The 15342-nt window shown below is 60.4% G+C and carries 14 protein-coding genes; 5 read left to right on the top strand and 9 right to left on the bottom strand.

Annotated features, from left to right (window positions below):
- Positions 1-314 precede the first annotated feature (314 nt).
- The 4 genes from ptuB to AACY31_RS14410 form a co-directional block, all read right to left on the bottom strand.
- Entirely contained in the window at positions 315-962 is a 648-nt protein-coding gene (ptuB, locus tag AACY31_RS14425; protein ID WP_339480479.1) for a retron Ec78 anti-phage system effector HNH endonuclease PtuB, read from the bottom strand.
- Between the two features lie 18 nt (positions 963-980).
- On the bottom strand, positions 981-2384 hold the full coding sequence (locus AACY31_RS14420) for an AAA family ATPase (RefSeq protein ID WP_339504654.1): 1404 nt from the start codon (positions 2382-2384) through the stop codon (positions 981-983).
- 123 nt (positions 2385-2507) lie between these two features.
- Positions 2508-2903 (bottom strand): YbaN family protein, encoded by a 396-nt coding sequence (locus AACY31_RS14415; RefSeq protein WP_046062963.1) that lies wholly within the window; start codon positions 2901-2903, stop codon positions 2508-2510.
- An 8-nt stretch (positions 2904-2911) separates the two neighbouring features.
- Positions 2912-3499, bottom strand: coding sequence for a UPF0149 family protein (locus tag AACY31_RS14410; protein ID WP_003198997.1), 588 nt, complete (start codon positions 3497-3499; stop codon positions 2912-2914).
- 446 nt (positions 3500-3945) lie between these two features.
- Here AACY31_RS14410 and recQ point away from each other — a divergent pair, with 446 nt between their 5' ends.
- The 3 genes from recQ (at position 3946) to AACY31_RS14395 (ending at position 8711) form a co-directional block, all read left to right on the top strand.
- Positions 3946-6072: a DNA helicase RecQ gene (gene recQ, locus AACY31_RS14405; protein WP_339480472.1), complete on the top strand. Its 2127-nt coding sequence runs from the start codon at positions 3946-3948 to the stop codon at positions 6070-6072.
- Positions 6073-6189: 117 nt separating this feature from the next.
- On the top strand, positions 6190-6624 hold the full coding sequence (locus AACY31_RS14400) for a MarR family transcriptional regulator (RefSeq protein WP_339480470.1): 435 nt from the start codon (positions 6190-6192) through the stop codon (positions 6622-6624).
- Positions 6625-6737: 113 nt separating this feature from the next.
- Positions 6738-8711 (top strand): FimV/HubP family polar landmark protein, encoded by a 1974-nt coding sequence (locus AACY31_RS14395; protein WP_339491391.1) that lies wholly within the window; start codon positions 6738-6740, stop codon positions 8709-8711.
- Positions 8712-8896: 185 nt separating this feature from the next.
- Here the strand turns inward: AACY31_RS14395 and AACY31_RS14390 are convergent, their stop codons facing one another.
- Complete coding sequence (locus AACY31_RS14390) at positions 8897-11104, bottom strand: patatin-like phospholipase family protein (protein WP_339504652.1); 2208 nt, start codon at positions 11102-11104, stop codon at positions 8897-8899.
- A 68-nt stretch (positions 11105-11172) separates the two neighbouring features.
- Between AACY31_RS14390 and AACY31_RS14385 the strand changes: the two genes are divergently transcribed.
- Positions 11173-11460: a SelT/SelW/SelH family protein gene (locus AACY31_RS14385; protein ID WP_339480463.1), complete on the top strand. Its 288-nt coding sequence runs from the start codon at positions 11173-11175 to the stop codon at positions 11458-11460.
- Here the strand turns inward: AACY31_RS14385 and AACY31_RS14380 are convergent.
- Both AACY31_RS14380 and AACY31_RS14375 read right to left on the bottom strand, forming a co-directional pair.
- Positions 11454-12344: a DMT family transporter gene (locus AACY31_RS14380; RefSeq protein WP_339491393.1), complete on the bottom strand. Its 891-nt coding sequence runs from the start codon at positions 12342-12344 to the stop codon at positions 11454-11456. The two genes, AACY31_RS14385 and AACY31_RS14380, sit on opposite strands and share 7 nt — an antisense overlap.
- A 228-nt stretch (positions 12345-12572) precedes the next feature.
- Positions 12573-13322, bottom strand: coding sequence for a helix-turn-helix transcriptional regulator (locus AACY31_RS14375; protein ID WP_339480459.1), 750 nt, complete (start codon positions 13320-13322; stop codon positions 12573-12575).
- 135 nt (positions 13323-13457) lie between these two features.
- Here AACY31_RS14375 and AACY31_RS14370 point away from each other — a divergent pair, with 135 nt between their 5' ends.
- The gene (locus tag AACY31_RS14370; RefSeq protein WP_339480457.1) at positions 13458-14273 is read left to right on the top strand and encodes a UDP-2,3-diacylglucosamine diphosphatase; all 816 of its coding nucleotides are present in this window, start codon (positions 13458-13460) and stop codon (positions 14271-14273) included.
- A gap of 102 nt (positions 14274-14375) precedes the next feature.
- On the opposite strand, the gene AACY31_RS14365 is transcribed toward AACY31_RS14370, so the two are convergent.
- Complete coding sequence (locus AACY31_RS14365; RefSeq protein ID WP_339504650.1) at positions 14376-14966, bottom strand: HD domain-containing protein; 591 nt, start codon at positions 14964-14966, stop codon at positions 14376-14378.
- A 14-nt stretch (positions 14967-14980) separates the two neighbouring features.
- Complete coding sequence (locus tag AACY31_RS14360; RefSeq protein ID WP_339480453.1) at positions 14981-15292, bottom strand: DUF962 domain-containing protein; 312 nt, start codon at positions 15290-15292, stop codon at positions 14981-14983.
- Between the last annotated feature and the right edge of the window lie 50 nt (positions 15293-15342).

The raw sequence follows: 15342 nt of genomic DNA, 5'->3' as shown, positions 1-15342 counted from the left end.
AAAAGCCGTGATCGTCAGCTTAGAGCTTTGCAGCGCAAGGCTACAAAGCTGGGTGTCCGATTGGTTGCGGCTTAAAAAAGCTTAAAGAACAAGGGGATGGATTTTGTTTGATGAGAGCTTGCTCCCGCTCGGCTGCGCAGCAGTCGTGAAACCGGCTGCTGCGGTTTGTCTTTAAGAGCACGTCAGGTCCATTGCAGGCGGCTTCGCCACCCAGCGCGAGCAAGCTCCCTCGCCACAGAAGGGTATGCTGTTCTGGCTGGCGTAATCCAGCGTACGCTTCGCCAGCAAAGCACCTTTTTGCGTAGTGGTTTCGGTCAACACCTGTTCGATAGCGTGTGCCGGATCGCAGTAGAGAAGGGCAAGCTCGCGATTGTCTGAACTTCCTCTTCAAGGAACTTAAGAAAATCGATTTCAGGACAATCCTCAGACATTTCCATGAGGGCTTGTGCCGTATCCCGATGAGGACGTATGGCCTCGCGCCTCATTTCACGTAGCGCTCCGTTTTGAGCATCCAGGTTGAATATCCGCAAGGTATCAATCGCCCTTTGCCGTGACCTATCGTCCAGATCAGCCCGTGGGACGATGGTGCCGTCGCTGACGAAAACGAAGTAGTCATCCGGGTCGTCCACGTCAGGCTTGAGCAAGACACTGTGATCATACGGGTCGCAACTGTCCTTGAACTTACCGCACGCATCTTCCCGGCAGCAGGAGCCAAATAAGTTGCTCCAATCGAATGTGCCTTGTGGGTATCTGTCTCGTTGTCGAAAGTGCTCAATGTGTGCGTGGCCGGGTTTTCTGATATCAGCCTCGCAATAAGCGCAACGAGTATCTTGCATGGCTTGGAGACTTTCCCAGAGCTGATCACGTTCCTCCGAGGTCGGAGATTGTAACGACCACTTGTGCAATCCGTGTCTGTAGCGGGTAAGACAGTGGGGCCCTTCACCTCGAACAAGCTTTCGCATGTACCCAGTTTCCTTGTCTTACTGTTTTATCAGCTGCTTGCGTTTGAACGTTTCCAACCGGATCAGTCGATGGCAATCGAGCATATTCGGATGCTGACTACCGAAATGCTCATCCAGATAACTGCGCAGTTCCTGGCCCTGTGCTGTTTCATGAAGGTTCTGCTGAATCAATCCCATGTATTCGCTCATTTTTTGAGCTGGCTCATTGTCGGGTGTCGGATCGATGTCCATGACGTACGCCAACACTTGGGAACTGGCGACCCCCTGAGTTTGTTGATCCACATTGCTCACTGTTACCCGTCGCCCGTTTTCGTCGGTTTCGGTTTGGAGAACACGGATGCAGTGCGCTGGTACGGAGGTGATCACCTGAGGGCTATGGGTTGTCACGATGAACTGGATATGGGGGAAAGCATCGAGGAGATCAGGTACGACGGTTTGCTGCCACGCCGGGTGCAGGTGCATGTCGACTTCATCTATCAAAACCACACCTGTGCTTCTACTCGGAGCCATGATGCCCAGATGCGGATTGAGTTTTACGCAGCGATAAGCGATGTCCGCAGCCAAGGCGACAATATTGCGGATCCCATCGCTGAGCTGACTGACCTTCAACACACCATGAAATGGATGTTCCAGCACCAAGTCGGAAAATTCACTGCTATATGCCAGATCTCGCCATCCCGTCCGGGTAGCGAGGACGGCATTCACTGCATTCTGTACAGCCAATACCGGATGTGCGAATTCGTCCTTTACATCAACGCTTAGCTTCCCACGTTCAATACTGCGAATCTGCTCCTCGCGATAGCTGCGAAAGATTCGAGTGTACCACTTGGCAAAGTGTTTATAGCTTGAGGCCGGATCAAGGCAGTCGCGATAGGCATAAGTTCTTGAGAACTCGGCGTTTTCAGCTTTTTCATGAGCAGCAGTCAGCTTCTTCTGACTCCAGAGCCGGCCTGTGCCGTAGTACGCTAGGACTGGCAAGTCGAAGGGGTCTTGATGGCCAGCCGTTGCTCCGTCAAAAATCCGCACTTCAAGCGTCTCGGCGGTAGTTTCCAGCAAGGTGGCTGCTGCATCCCCGCGGGTTTGCGTGCCTTTGCGGATGCTCTCCCGACGCCGTGACCATTTCCAAGGCATGTTCAGAAAAAGGGCGTGGGCAGTTAGCCGTGCGGGAAGAGATGGTTCCATTTGATGCGCTGCGAGAGGGCGTAAGAAAACGTCCTCTGGGTGGATGCCGGTAGTGTCGTTGGTGGTGCTACCGAGATCAAAACCGCGAACATAGGGCCACAACGCGACCTTAATGGCATCCAGGAGGCTCGTCTTGCCTTGACCGTTGCGTGCGACCAGCAAGGTCAATTGGGGGTCCAATTCAAGAGTTAATGTAGGGAAACAACGGTAGTTTTCCAGTTCCAGCCTGATCAGTTTCACAGACTCTCCTCGATGTGGACCGATGCCAGGCTACGGCAGTGGTGATGTTCCAGCGAATGGATGTGAGACGAATTCTACTGTGAATGAAAACAGCTGAATACCTGCTCGCTGCCTCTTCACGATTTAAGGCTTGCGCAGCGTTTTCTGCCTGAGAATATAAACCGTCACCAGCACCGCACTGGTGAGCATGAACCCCCGGGCCCACGGCAGGGGCACCAGGTAGCAGGAAAAGAGGATGCTCGCCCACATCAGCCCGATGGCATAGACCTTACCCTTGAGCGGGATGCCGTTGCCACTGAGGTAGTCACGGATCCACGGGCCGAGGCGTGGATGTTCTACCAGCCATTGGTAGAAGCGCGGCGAGCTGCGGGCGAAGCAGGCCGCCGCCAGGAGCAGGAAAGGGGTGGTGGGCAATACGGGAACGAAGATGCCGATGACCCCTAGCGCTACGCTCAGCCAGCCAATGGCCAATAGAACGTAACGCAGGATCAGCGGGCGATTGCCGACAGGCGAGGGCACCCAGTCACTCAGTGGTGGCGAGGCTTGAGGATCGCCGGTTTCTCGTCCGGTGCGTTGCACAGCAGGTACAGGGCCGTGAGGGCTTCGGGGATCTGGACGATCATGTCGTCCATCAGGTTGGCGTCGGCGGCGATGTCGGAAAATTCCGGTTGCTCGTCGAACAGGCCGGAACCCACCATGATCGGCAGCAGCATTTCGCTGACTTCTTCTTCGGCGGTTTCGAACCAGGCGGCTTCGCGCAGGAACACGCCTTCCATGAAACCGATGCACCAGCCACGCAGCTCCGAATCGTCCGGGTCATCGCCCAGGTCCAGGTCGCATGGCAGTTCGAATTCTTCGTCGGAAGCCAGTTGGCGGGCGATGTGGGCCTTGAGGCCGACCAGCGTGGCTTCGATTTCGGCACGCTGGGCTTCGTCGCTGTAATGCGGCTCTTCGGCAAACAGGGCGTCGATCCACTCACGGTCCGGCACCGTTTCTGCGCAGATGGACAGGGCGGTCAGATAGCCGTGAGCGGCCACGTAGTCCAGCGCCTCTTCGTGCAGCTCATCAGCGTCGAGGAAGACTTGCAGGCGGGTCAGTTGCTCAGCGAAGGACATTACGGGCTACCTTGGGGAATAAACAATGCGGGAATTCTAGGCCTTCTTGAGCGCCCAGGCCAGCCGCCCGGCGTATTTGCCTCTACATGGGCGCACGGGTGGACCGCGACCCCTGTAGGCGCTGCCGAAGGCTCGGGCCGCGTTCGGACGATCTTTTGATCCTGACCCTGCTCTGTTGGTTGTTCGCTTTAGATGCAATTGGCAGAGGAAAGATCGCAGCCTCGTTGCACTCGGCAGCTCCTACAGGGCGCATGGCGTGCAATCGCCTACTTGATCACCTCCTGTCAGCAGCCCCCTTTGCAACGAAGGCCTCGGGTATACTGCCGCGTTTTGTGATGCCCTGCGGCGTCCTGCCGGTTCGAAACGCACACTTACGATTTGCCGGTGCAGCGTTTGTGATTCTGAACCAGCCTTGCAGGGATGTTTCGGTGATTTTTGGAGTTTTTATGCTCGAACAGGCTCAACGCGTCCTCAAGGACATCTTCGGCTACGACAGTTTCCGTGGCCGTCAGGGTGCCATTATTGAGCGCGTGGCCAGCGGTGGCGATGCCCTGGTGCTCATGCCCACCGGCGGCGGCAAATCCTTGTGCTTCCAGGTCCCGGCGCTGTTGCGCAACGGCCTGGCCGTGGTGGTCTCGCCGCTGATCGCATTGATGGACGACCAGGTCGCAACCCTGGAGGAGCTGGGGGTTGCCGCTGCTTCGCTGAACTCCACCCTCAGTGCCGAGCAACAGCGGGACCTGGCGACACGCATCAAGCGCGGCGAAGTGAAGATGTTGTACCTGGCCCCGGAGCGCCTGGTGCAGCCGCGCATGCTGGCGTTCCTGCAGAGCCTGGAAATCGCCCTGTTCGCTATCGACGAAGCCCACTGCGTGTCCCAATGGGGCCACGACTTCCGTCGCGAATACCTGCAACTGGGGCAGTTGGCGGAACTGTTCCCCGACGTGCCGCGCATCGCCCTGACCGCCACCGCCGACAAGCGCACCCGCGAGGAAATCGTCGAGCGCCTGCACTTGCAGGATGCCGAGCGGTTCCTGTCCAGCTTCGACCGCCCCAATATTTTCTACCGCATCGTGCCCAAGGAGCAGCCGCGCAAGCAGTTGCTGGCGTTTCTCGCCGAACGCCGCAGTGATGCCGGCATTGTCTATTGCCTGTCACGCAAGAAGGTCGATGAAGTGGCCGCGTTCCTGTGTGAGCAGGGGTTCCCGGCGTTGCCGTATCACGCCGGGCTGCCCAACGACCTGCGGGCCTATCACCAGAAGCGCTTCCTCAACGAGGAAGGTTTGATCATGGTGGCCACCATTGCGTTCGGCATGGGCATCGATAAGCCTAACGTGCGTTTTGTCGCGCACCTGGACCTGCCCAAGTCCCTCGAGGCGTATTACCAGGAAACCGGGCGTGCCGGCCGTGACGGCTTGCCGGCCGATGCCTGGATGGCCTACGGCCTGCAAGACGTGGTGATGCTCAAGCAGATGTTGCAGAACTCCGAAGGCGATGAGCGCCACAAACGCCTGGAGCAGCACAAGCTCGACGCAATGCTCTCGCTGTGCGAAGAAACCCGCTGCCGTCGCCAGACCCTGTTGGCCTATTTTGACGAAGACATGCCCCAGCCTTGCGGGCATTGCGACAACTGCGTCGATGGCGTGGAAACCTGGGACGCCACCGAGCCGGCCCGCCAGGCCTTGTCGGCCATTTTCCGCACCGGCCAGCGCTACGGTGTCGGGCATCTGGTGGACGTGTTACTGGGCAAGGACAACGAGAAGGTTCGCAGCTTTGGCCACCAGCACCTGTCGGTGTTTGGCGTGGGCAAGGCGCGCACCGAGAGTGAGTGGCGTTCATTATTCCGACAGCTGGTGGCCCGCGGTCTGGCCGACATCGACCTGGAGGGCTACGGCGGCCTGCGTTTGTCCGCAAGCTGCCGGCCCTTGCTCAAAGGCGAGGTCAGCCTCGAACTGCGTCGCGACCTCAAGCCGGCAACGGCGGTCAAGAGCAGCAAGAGCCAGGCCAGCCAACTGGTGCGTGGCGAAGAACGCGATCAATGGGAAGCCTTGCGTGCTTTGCGGCGCAAGCTGGCCGAGGAGCACGGCGTCCCGCCGTACGTCATCTTCCCCGACTCGACGCTGCTGGAAATGCTCCGCAGCCAGCCCACCTCTTTGGCGGAAATGGCCCGGGTCAGTGGCGTGGGGGCGCGCAAGCTGGAGCGTTATGGCGAGGCCTTCCTCCAGGTCCTGGGCGGCGAGGCCGAAGCACCGAAAGCGGTGGCCGATGTGCGCCACGAGCTCATCACGCTGGCCCGGGCCGGCATGACGCCATTGCAGATCGCCGGGCAACTGCAGTGCTCGGAAAAGAACGTCTATACGATGCTGGCCGAGGCCATCAGCAAACAGCAGTTGTCGCTGGAGCAGGCGCTGGATCTACCCGAAGAACTAATGGGGGAGGTGCAGGATGCCTTCCTGGATGGCGAAGGCGAGTTGCCGCCAGTGTCCGAAGTTGCCGCACTGTTTGTAGGACGGGTTCCCGAAGGTGTGCTGTATTGCGTCAGGGCTGCGTTGCAGTCGGAATTTGAAGTCTGATCAGTGAGTTGCGGTCCTTTAACGATTCAGTACAAGGCGAGCCTTGCTTGAATCCAAAGCTCATGCTTAGCTGACTAATAATTAGTTTTTCTCTATTTCAGATCTGATGAGTTTTTTATGCCGTTAACCGATCAACACCGTTTTGGCATGCAGTTGGCGCAAATGTCTCGAGGCTGGCGTGCCGAACTGGATCGTCGCTTGGCCGGCCTGGGCCTGTCCCAGGCACGTTGGCTGGTGCTGTTGCACCTGGCCCGTTTCGAACAGGCGCCGACCCAGCGTGAACTGGCCCAAAGTGTCGCCGTCGAAGGCCCGACCCTGGCCCGGTTGCTCGACAGCCTGGAAACCCAGGGGCTGGTGCAGCGCCAAGCCGTAGCCGAGGACCGTCGGGCCAAGAAAATCGTGCTTTGCGCAGCGGCGCTACCGTTGATCGAACAAATCGAAACCATTGCCACGCAACTGCGTCGTGAGCTGTTCGAAGGTGTCGACGAAGCGGACATGCGCGTGTGCATGCGGGTCCACGGTACGATCCTGGCCAACCTGGAAAAATCCTGAGGCATATCCCTGGCGTCAGACTTTTGAGATTCGGCGATTAGCGAACTATAACCAGTACTAAGTGATCGTATTGGATGCGTTTACGCTCAGTCTGGTAGTCGAAAGGGATACCCATGCTTGAAAGTTTGCAGTCCACGTTGCGCAGTTGGGTCAACGTGTCGGTCGTCGTGGGTGCCCTGGGGTATTCGACCTTGGCGTCGGCACTGGGGTTTGGCGAGATCACGCTTCATTCCGCCCTGAACCAGCCGTTGCGCGCCGATATCGCCCTGGTCGATGTGGCCGGGATCGGTGAGGGCGATCTGTCGGCCAGCCTGGCGAGCCCGGACGATTTCAGTCGTGCGGGTGTGGAACGGGTGTTCTTTCTCAATAACCTGCGCTTCACGCCGGTACTGCGCGGGGAGCGCAGCTTCATTCGGGTGACCTCCAGCAAACCGGTGGAGGAACCCTTTCTCAATTTCCTGGTACAGCTCAATCAGCCCAACGGGCGTCTACTGCGCGAGTACACCGTGCTGATCGACCCGCCGGGTACACCGGGTATCGTGCCGGCCGGTGACGAACCTTCCGAGGCCCCGCAGGCCGCGATGCCGGTCATCAAGCCGCCCCCGGCGGTACAGGGCAAACGTTACACCGTCGTGCCGGGAGACAACCCCTGGCTCATCGCCAAGCGCCTGCATGATGCTGGCAGCAACGCGTCGGTCAATGAGTTGACGCAAGCAATCCAGGCCTTGAACCCCGGCAGCGACCGGCTTTCCATCGGCCAGCGCTTGTTGTTGCCCGATTCGGCCGTGCTGCCGACGTCGGCTGCAACCCCTGTCGACCTGCCCCCCGCCGCGTCCGATGAGCAATTGGCCGCCAGCGCGCTGCAAAACCAGCAGCAACAGCAGACTATCGATGAACTGCAGGCCCGGCTCCAGGCCCAGGACGAGGAACTCGCTGGCCAGCGCAAGCAGATCAGCGAATTGCAGACCCGGCTGGCCGAGGTTGCGCCAGCCCCTGTTGCATCGACGCAACCGCAACCGCAACCGGCGCTTCCTGCATCGGAACCGGCTCCAGACGCGCAACCCGCGACAGAACCGCTTGCAGAGCCAGAGGGCACTAATTGGTCATGGGTGGCGGGGCTGGTGGGCCTGTTGGGGTTGCTGGCGTTGTTACTGTTCGTTCGGCGTCGGCAGCAGCAGGCCGAATTGGAACCGATGGTCGGGCGTCCCGAGCCGATGCTGGAGGATGACGAAACCTTTGCATCAATCCCCGATACGCGGTCGTCCGAGACCGCGGCATCGTTCCATAACGGGGATACGCCCCAGGGGGATGTGCTGGAGGGCGTCGGAATCTACCTGACCTACGGTCGATTCACCGAGGCCGCCGGATTGTTGCGCGCTGCGTTGCTGGCGGAGCCGGAACGTACCGACCTGGGCCTTAAATTGCTGGAGGTACTGGGCAAGCAGGGCGATGTCATCGGTTTCCAGGCTCAGGAACATCATCTACTGGCACAGGGTATCGATGCCGGGACGTTGGAGGAGATCCGCGGGCGCTACCCCAAGGTTGCCATGATCGCCGCGCCGACAGTGGCATCGGTACAACCTCAGGCACCGGTTCTTGTACCTGCTCTGGCACCGATACCTGTTCCTGAACGTGAGCCGGTGCCTGGTGACGAGTTCGAGTTGGACCTGGATGCACTGTCCATGGAAACCAGCTGGGACCTCGCCGATGCCCAGGACCACACGGCTGAAAAAGAGGCTGTTTCACCCCATGCCGCCGAGAGCTTTTCGCTTTCAGGGGGCGATGAGCTGGACCTGCAATGGGAAGCGCCGCTGGAAACCGAGTCGCTGGACGATGCTTTCCTCGATAGCTTTGCCGATGAAGAACAGGCGCTGGCGCTCGAGCCGCAGGCCCTTGAACCTGTTTCTCTGGACACCATGCCCCTCGAACCTCAGGCCCCGGAACCCTCGGTCAAGCTGGAACAGGCACAGAATTGCATCGACGATGGAGACCTGAAAGCTGCCGCTTCCTTGCTTGAAGAACTGCTCGAAGAGGGCGACGAACCCCTCAAGCAGACCGCCCGGGTGCTGCTGGCCGGGATTCGCTGAAGCTATGAATGGATGTTGAGTCAACCGGCCTCTTCGCGAGCAAGCTCGCTCCCACAGGGATCTTGGGTGAACAGTCATCCCGCGAACACTCCGCCCCCCATGTGGGAGCGAGCCTGCTCGCGATGACGGCAGCACAGCCAACATCACCGGCCTATCAGGCTGTCAAATCCTGTCCAGGCAGCCCCTCAAAACGTCTGCCCCAGGTTCAGATACACCGCCTGTTCATCTTCGTCGTTAAAGCCATAGCTGAAGTTCAGAGGTCCCAGCGGTGTATCGAAACCGAGGAAAACGCTGGCGGCGTTGATGTAGCCGCTGTCGAATTCGTTGTCGTTGTTCCAGGCCCGGCCGCGTTCCAATGAGCCACCGATGTACAGCGGAAAGTCCAGTGGCAGGTAGGCCCGCGGTGTGAGGCGACGGTAATACACGGCGCGCATCAAGCTGATGTTCTGCCCGGATACCCCGTCTTCGCGAAAGCCTGACAGTTGCCGCGCGCCACCGAGCACAAAGCTGGACGTCACGACCTCGGCAGTGTCCAGTGTGCGGCCGTAGCGACCGCCCAGGATAAAGGTGTCCGGGCCGCGGCTCAGGGCCTTGTCCAGTTTGAACTCCCACTGGCGGTAACGCTGGTCGGAACCCAGCCCCGGTTCGTATTGGCGCCAGGTCAGGCCGATGTCTTCCCCTTCGTGGGGGAAATACACGTTGTCGAAGGAGTCGAAGGAGTACTTCAGCTCATAAAAACCTTCATTGAAGTTTTCGCTGGGCTGGTCATGGTCGCCAATGCGCACATCCGCCTTGCCCCAGGCCTGGCCGACACCGAAGCGGATTTCGCCGTTGTTGCTGATCTGGCGGCCCAGGTTCAGCCCGAAGCCATAGCGCTCGACGCGATACTGGGCCACCGGATCGTTGTTCAGGATGGACTCCACGTTGCGGGATTCGAATTGCCCGTAGGGGGCGATGAAGTAGCGTGAGCCGACATCCAATGGCTGGTAGAACTCGCTGTACAGCTCCTGCTTGTCGCCGATTTGTGCCCGGGTCAGCCATTCGGCACCGAGGCGATTGATGCCGTTGACCCGATAGCTGGCCCCCAGGTTGAAAGCACTGTCGCCGCGCATGTCGTCCGACAGGCTCAGGCCCAGCCGCAGGTAGTCGGTGCCAGTGCGTTTGCCTCGGGCGTTGATCAGCAGCGTGTGATCCGGGCCCTTGCGGACCACGCGGTATTGCACCTGCTCGAAGTAATCCAGGCCGTACAGCGTGCCCATGTCGGTCTGCAGGCGGCCCAGGTCCAGCGGCTCACCGATCTTCTGGCGAACGTAATAGCGGATCACGTCATCACCGACTTTCGAGTCGTTCTCCACACGAATGGCGGTGATGACCGGCGTGCGCTCGCTTGGGGTGCGCGCGGCCATGAGCTCGGCGTCGGGCGCCTCGGATGGGCGTAGGGGAACCAGGCGTGCATCGAGTATCCGCGTGGCACGATAACCGGCATCGATCATGTCCTGGGCCTGGCCGAAATCGGTGGCGCCGAAGCTCGCCAGCGCCGGCTGGATCAGCACGTCGTCTTTTTTCAGGGTTGCCAGTTGCTCTTCGGAGTTGCGTCGGGTCATCAGGGTGGTCGATTGGTTCAGCACGTCGAGCACCGTGACCAGTTGCTTGCGATTGCGCAGGGGGGTACCGATGTCGACCACGATAGCCACGTCCACGCCCATTTCCCGGGCCACGTCCAGCGGGATGTTGTCGGACATGCCGCCGTCCACCAGCAGCCGGCCGTCCAGTTCCACCGGGGCGAACACCGCCGGGATCGACATGCTGGCGCGAATGACTTTGGGCAGATGGCCTTTGCGAAACACGACCTTTTCGCCCGTGGCAATGTCAGTGGCGACTGCGCGAAATGGGATCGGCAGTTGGTCGAAGTCCCGGGTGTCGCTGGCGTGGGCCAGCAGGCTTTCGAGCAGCAGGGCCAGGTTCTGGCCCTGGATGACCCCCAAGGGCAGGCCGAGGCTGCCGTCGTCGCGAAAGCTCAGTTTCTGTTTTACCAGGAAGTCCCGGTCATCCTGCTTGCGTCGGAATGGCACGTCCTTGCGTGGCGGCGCATCGGACAAGGCCTGTTGCCAGTCGATGCCCAGGGCGAGCTTTTCCAGTTCGTCGATCTTGTAGCCCGAGGCATACAGCCCGCCGATTACCGCGCCCATGCTGGTGCCGGCGATGGCATCGATCTTGATGCCTTGCTCTTCCAGAGCCTTGAGCACACCGATGTGGGCCAGCCCCCGTGCGGCACCGCCGGACAGCACCAGGCCGATTTTCGGGCGTGGCGTTTCGACGGTGGGCTCTTTGGCATGGCCGAGCAAGGGCAACAGCAACAGCAACAGCAACAGGAGGGGCAAGAGGCGGCGCATCGTCAATCTCGGGGGCGATCAAAGGCGGGTATTATAACGACGCCTTCGAACCCAAGAGTCCACCCGCAATGACCGAACGTAAACCGGAAGTCGTCATCACGTATTGCACCCAGTGCCAATGGCTGTTGCGCGCTGCCTGGCTGGCCCAGGAACTGCTCAGCACCTTTGGCGATGACCTGGGCAAGGTGTCGCTGGTGCCGGGCACCGGCGGTGTGTTCCACATCAGCTGCGACGGCATGCAGATCTGGGAGCGCAAGGCCGATGGCGGTTTTCCCGAAGCCAAGGTCCTCAAGCAGCGGGTCCGCGACCGGATCGACCCGGAGCGGGACCTGGGCCACAACGATCGGGGTCAGTGAGACGCGACTTGGGCGCCGACCTCCGGTTTCTTCGAACCGCCCAGTTGGCTTGAGATCACGATGGCCACGATGATCACCACGCCGCCCAGCAGCATGCGCAGGGTCGGGCTCTCATCGAACAGCCACCAGGCCATGGCGATGCCGTAGACCGGCTCCATGGCGAACACCACTGCCGCCGTGCGGGCCTTGATCACCGCCAGGCTGGCGACGAACAGGCTGTGGGCCAGGCCGGTGCAGAACACGCCGAGCAAGCCGATCCACAGCCAGTCGATGGGGCGCACTTCGCTCAATTGCGGCGCGGCCATCGGCAGCAGGCACAACCCGACTACCACGTTCTGGCACAGCGCGGCCTGCACCGGCGGCACGTGTGCCGACCCGGCACGGTTGGTCAATGACAGCAGGGAAAACAGCAGCCCCGAGGCCACGGCCCACAGCAGGCCAGTGGTGGCGCCGCTGGCCAGGTCGAAGTTCGGCGTGACCAACACCAGGCCGATGCTCACCAACACCACCAGCCAGATTTCATTGGCGCGAATCCGCTCGCGGAAGATCAGCCCTTCAAGCAACACCGTGAAGGCCGGAAAACTGGCGAACCCCAGCGTGGCGATTGCCACGCCGGCAACCTTCACGGCGATGAAGAAACTCACCCAGTGCCCGGCCAGCAACAGTCCCCCGAGCAGCAATCGCCGGTCATCCTGGGCCCGCAGTTTCTGCCAGCGGCTGCTGCTGGCGAACCGGGCGAACACCGCAAGGGCAAGCACGGCGAAGATGGCGCGACCAAACACAATGACCGCCGGCGAGGCTGCGGCGAGTTTGCCGAATACACCGGTCAGGCCAAACATGAGTGCGCCAATGTGCAGGGCGCCGAGGGCGGTACGGGGTGTCATTTCAATCCTTTCAATAAAACCGGTGGATACATCAATCTCGCGTAGGAGCTGACGAGTGCAACGAGGCTGCGATCTTTTGATCTTTTGATCTTTCGCTTGAGATTCAAGTGTCTGGGGGAGGATCGCAGCCTCGTTGCACTCGTCAGCTCCTACTCAGTTCCTACAGGGCATTTAAGCGTTTGGGAGAGGGTGGCGTCTGTCGCGATCCTAGCGATTTTTAGCGCGTATCTAGCGCTGACGCCGCAGCTTGCCCGGCGAGGCGCCGAATTCGCGCAGCACCGCCGCGGCGAAGGCACTTTGCGAGCTGTAACCGACACGGTGGGCAATCTCACCGATGGGCAGCTGCGAATCACGCAACAACGCCACGGCCTTGTGCAAGCGACGGCTACGGATGTAATCCATCGGGGTTTGTCCGCACTCGGCGACGAAGCGCGCGTGCAAGCGGGCGCTGGAAAGGCCGGCGACTCGCGCCAGGTCCGCCACTTGCAGCGGATAGGCGGCGTTCTGGTCGATGTGGGCGTTGAGTGCGGCGTAGGGCAGGCGCCGGCCGCCGAGGGTTGCCTGGCGAGCGTTATTGAGACTCGCCAGCAGCAGCACCGCGCCTTGCTGGGCGATCACCGGATCGTCCACCGGGCTGCCCGCCAACCAGCTGACCAACTGGCTCTGCCCCGCATCCAGGGGCAGGCGAGCGGTGTCGTCGAGCAAGCGGCGGCTGGCGTTGGCGTGATCCCCCAGGCATTGCCCGACCCAGTCATCACTGGGCACATCCAGCACCAGGCAACGGCTGCCGTGGGGGCTGCCGCAGGCGTGATGTGCGCCGGCGGGTATCACCACGAAGCTTTGTTGCACCACCTGGCTGCCGTGACCTTCGACCTCGAAATCCAGCGCGCCAGACAGCCCGAACACCAGTTGGGCATGTTCATGGCTGTGGACGATCAAGTCGTGGCTGTAGTGGCGTAGGGTGAGGATCGGTCTCATCGCGGTCTCCCGTGTCAGGCCGCCAGCATACACCGAGGGCGCAACGCCCGGCGCTGTCATGCAATGGACTTGTGTTTGTCATGGGCCATTAACCGCTGGCGTGCACAGTGGCAAAAACGATCAGAGGGTTGCCCAATGACCAGCGCCGAGCTCGCCAAACCCAGCCGCAAACAGCGTGTTCGCACCCTGTGGATTTCCGATGTGCACCTGGGTACCCGGGATTGCCAGGCCGAGCACCTGTCGCAGTTTCTCAAGGGCTACCACGCCGACAAGATCTACCTGGTGGGTGACATTATCGATGGTTGGAAACTGCGCGGTGGCATGTATTGGCCCCAGGCTCACACCAACGTCATTCGTCGCTTGCTGACCATGAGCAAGCGCGGCACTGAAGTGATCTACGTCACCGGCAATCATGACGAATTCCTGCGGCGCTATTCGAAGCTGATCCTGGGCAATATCCAATTGGTGGACGAAGCGGTGCACGTCACTGCCGATGGTCGGCACCTGTTGGTGATCCATGGCGACCAGTTCGATGTCATCACCCGGTACCACCGTTGGCTGGCGTTCCTCGGGGATTCGGCCTACGAGTTCACCCTCACGCTGAACCGCTGGCTCAACCATTGGCGGGCCCGTTACGGCTACGGCTACTGGTCGTTGTCGGCGTACCTCAAGCACAAGGTCAAGACCGCCGTCAGCTTCATCAGCGATTTTGAAGAAGCCATCGCCCACGAGTGTGTGAAGCGCGAACTGCATGGGGTGGTCTGTGGGCATATCCACCATGCCGAGATTCGCAAAGTGGGTGAGGTGGAATACCTCAATTGTGGTGATTGGGTCGAATCCTGCACGGCGCTGATCGAGCACTGGGACGGGTCGATCGAGTTGTATCGGTTGGCGGAGGCCCAGGCACGCGAAGCGCAGTTGAAGGCACTGAAAGTCGCCGAACCGGCTTGAAACCGTAGGCGCTGACGAGTGCAACGAGGCTGCGATCTTTCCCCTGACGATTGAATTTCAAGCGAAAGATCAAGATCAAAAGATCGCCGCCTTCGGCAGCTCCTACAGGGCCGGTGCCTGCGTCATCGCCGCCTTGTAGATCGACTGCTTCGGCGTGGCAAACACCCTTCCCAGCATCGGCTCGAAGAAGCTTAGCGGCAAAGTGTCGTACTCGGGATCGAACGCCGCCGCGTCATATTTCGCACAAAAGTCGATCGTCGCCTGGTGCTGCGGATGTTCGAAAAACTGCTCGCGCAGGTGCCGATCCATGCCCAGGTGATGGAAGAAGTAATAGCCCTGGAAAATCCCGTGTTTTTCCACCATCCACAGGTTTTCGGCGCTGACGAAGGGCTTGAGGATTGCCGCCGCGATGTCCGGGTGGTTATACGAGCCGAGGGTGTCACCGATATCATGGAGCAGGGCGCAGACCACGTATTCCTCGTCCCGCCCGTCACGGTAGGCACGCGTGGCGGTTTGCAGGGAGTGGGTCAGGCGATCCACCGGGAACCCACCGAAATCGCCGTCCAGCAGTTTCAAATGGGCCAGGATCCGCTCCGGTAATTGCCGGGCGTAGGTGCTGAAATCGGCTGCGATGATCGCCCAGTCTTCCTGGGTGCCGTCCCGCATGTGGGCAAAGCGTGCATGAGGGTTCATGGGCACTCCTTTGGCTAGAACGCAACCTTGCCCCGCAGCATGTCGCGGTACATGACGAAATCGCCGAGCAAACTGTAGAACGGATGCTGGAAGGTGGCCGGACGGTTCTTTTCGAAGAAGAAGTGCCCGACCCAGGCAAAGCCGTAGCCGGCCACGGGCAGGGCGAGCCACAGCCACCCGCTACCCACGACGAGGGCCATGACGAAAATCAGGATGACCAGGGAGGTGCCGATGAAATGCAATCGTCGGCAGGTGCTGTTGCTGTGCTCGCCGAGGTAATACGGGTAGAACTCCGCGAACGTATTGAATCGTTTGGTGTTTTCCACGACGGCGCTCTCTGTGGTTGTTGTTCTGGCGATCGATGCAGCAGGCTTCT

The organism is Pseudomonas sp. RL_105y_Pfl2_101 (assembly GCF_963970585.1).
Taxonomy (GTDB): Bacteria; Pseudomonadota; Gammaproteobacteria; order Pseudomonadales; family Pseudomonadaceae; genus Aquipseudomonas.
The sequence above is the reverse complement of the archived record's forward strand: the minus strand, read 5'-3'. Positions and strand labels throughout refer to the sequence as shown.

Excerpts from the sequence above, each read along its gene's own strand:
- ptuB (WP_339480479.1), bottom strand. The coding sequence starts at position 962 with ATGCGAAAGCTTGTTCGAGGTGAAGGGCCCCACTGTCTTACCCGCTAC.
- AACY31_RS14410 (WP_003198997.1), bottom strand. The coding sequence starts at position 3,499 with ATGTCCTTCGCTGAGCAACTGACCCGCCTGCAAGTCTTCCTCGACGCT.
- recQ (WP_339480472.1), top strand. The coding sequence starts at position 3,946 with ATGCTCGAACAGGCTCAACGCGTCCTCAAGGACATCTTCGGCTACGAC.
- AACY31_RS14400 (WP_339480470.1), top strand. The coding sequence starts at position 6,190 with ATGCCGTTAACCGATCAACACCGTTTTGGCATGCAGTTGGCGCAAATG.
- AACY31_RS14395 (WP_339491391.1), top strand. The coding sequence starts at position 6,738 with ATGCTTGAAAGTTTGCAGTCCACGTTGCGCAGTTGGGTCAACGTGTCG.
- AACY31_RS14390 (WP_339504652.1), bottom strand. The coding sequence starts at position 11,104 with ATGCGCCGCCTCTTGCCCCTCCTGTTGCTGTTGCTGTTGCTGTTGCCC.
- AACY31_RS14385 (WP_339480463.1), top strand. The coding sequence starts at position 11,173 with ATGACCGAACGTAAACCGGAAGTCGTCATCACGTATTGCACCCAGTGC.
- AACY31_RS14380 (WP_339491393.1), bottom strand. The coding sequence starts at position 12,344 with ATGACACCCCGTACCGCCCTCGGCGCCCTGCACATTGGCGCACTCATG.
- AACY31_RS14375 (WP_339480459.1), bottom strand. The coding sequence starts at position 13,322 with ATGAGACCGATCCTCACCCTACGCCACTACAGCCACGACTTGATCGTC.
- AACY31_RS14370 (WP_339480457.1), top strand. The coding sequence starts at position 13,458 with ATGACCAGCGCCGAGCTCGCCAAACCCAGCCGCAAACAGCGTGTTCGC.
- AACY31_RS14365 (WP_339504650.1), bottom strand. The coding sequence starts at position 14,966 with ATGAACCCTCATGCACGCTTTGCCCACATGCGGGACGGCACCCAGGAA.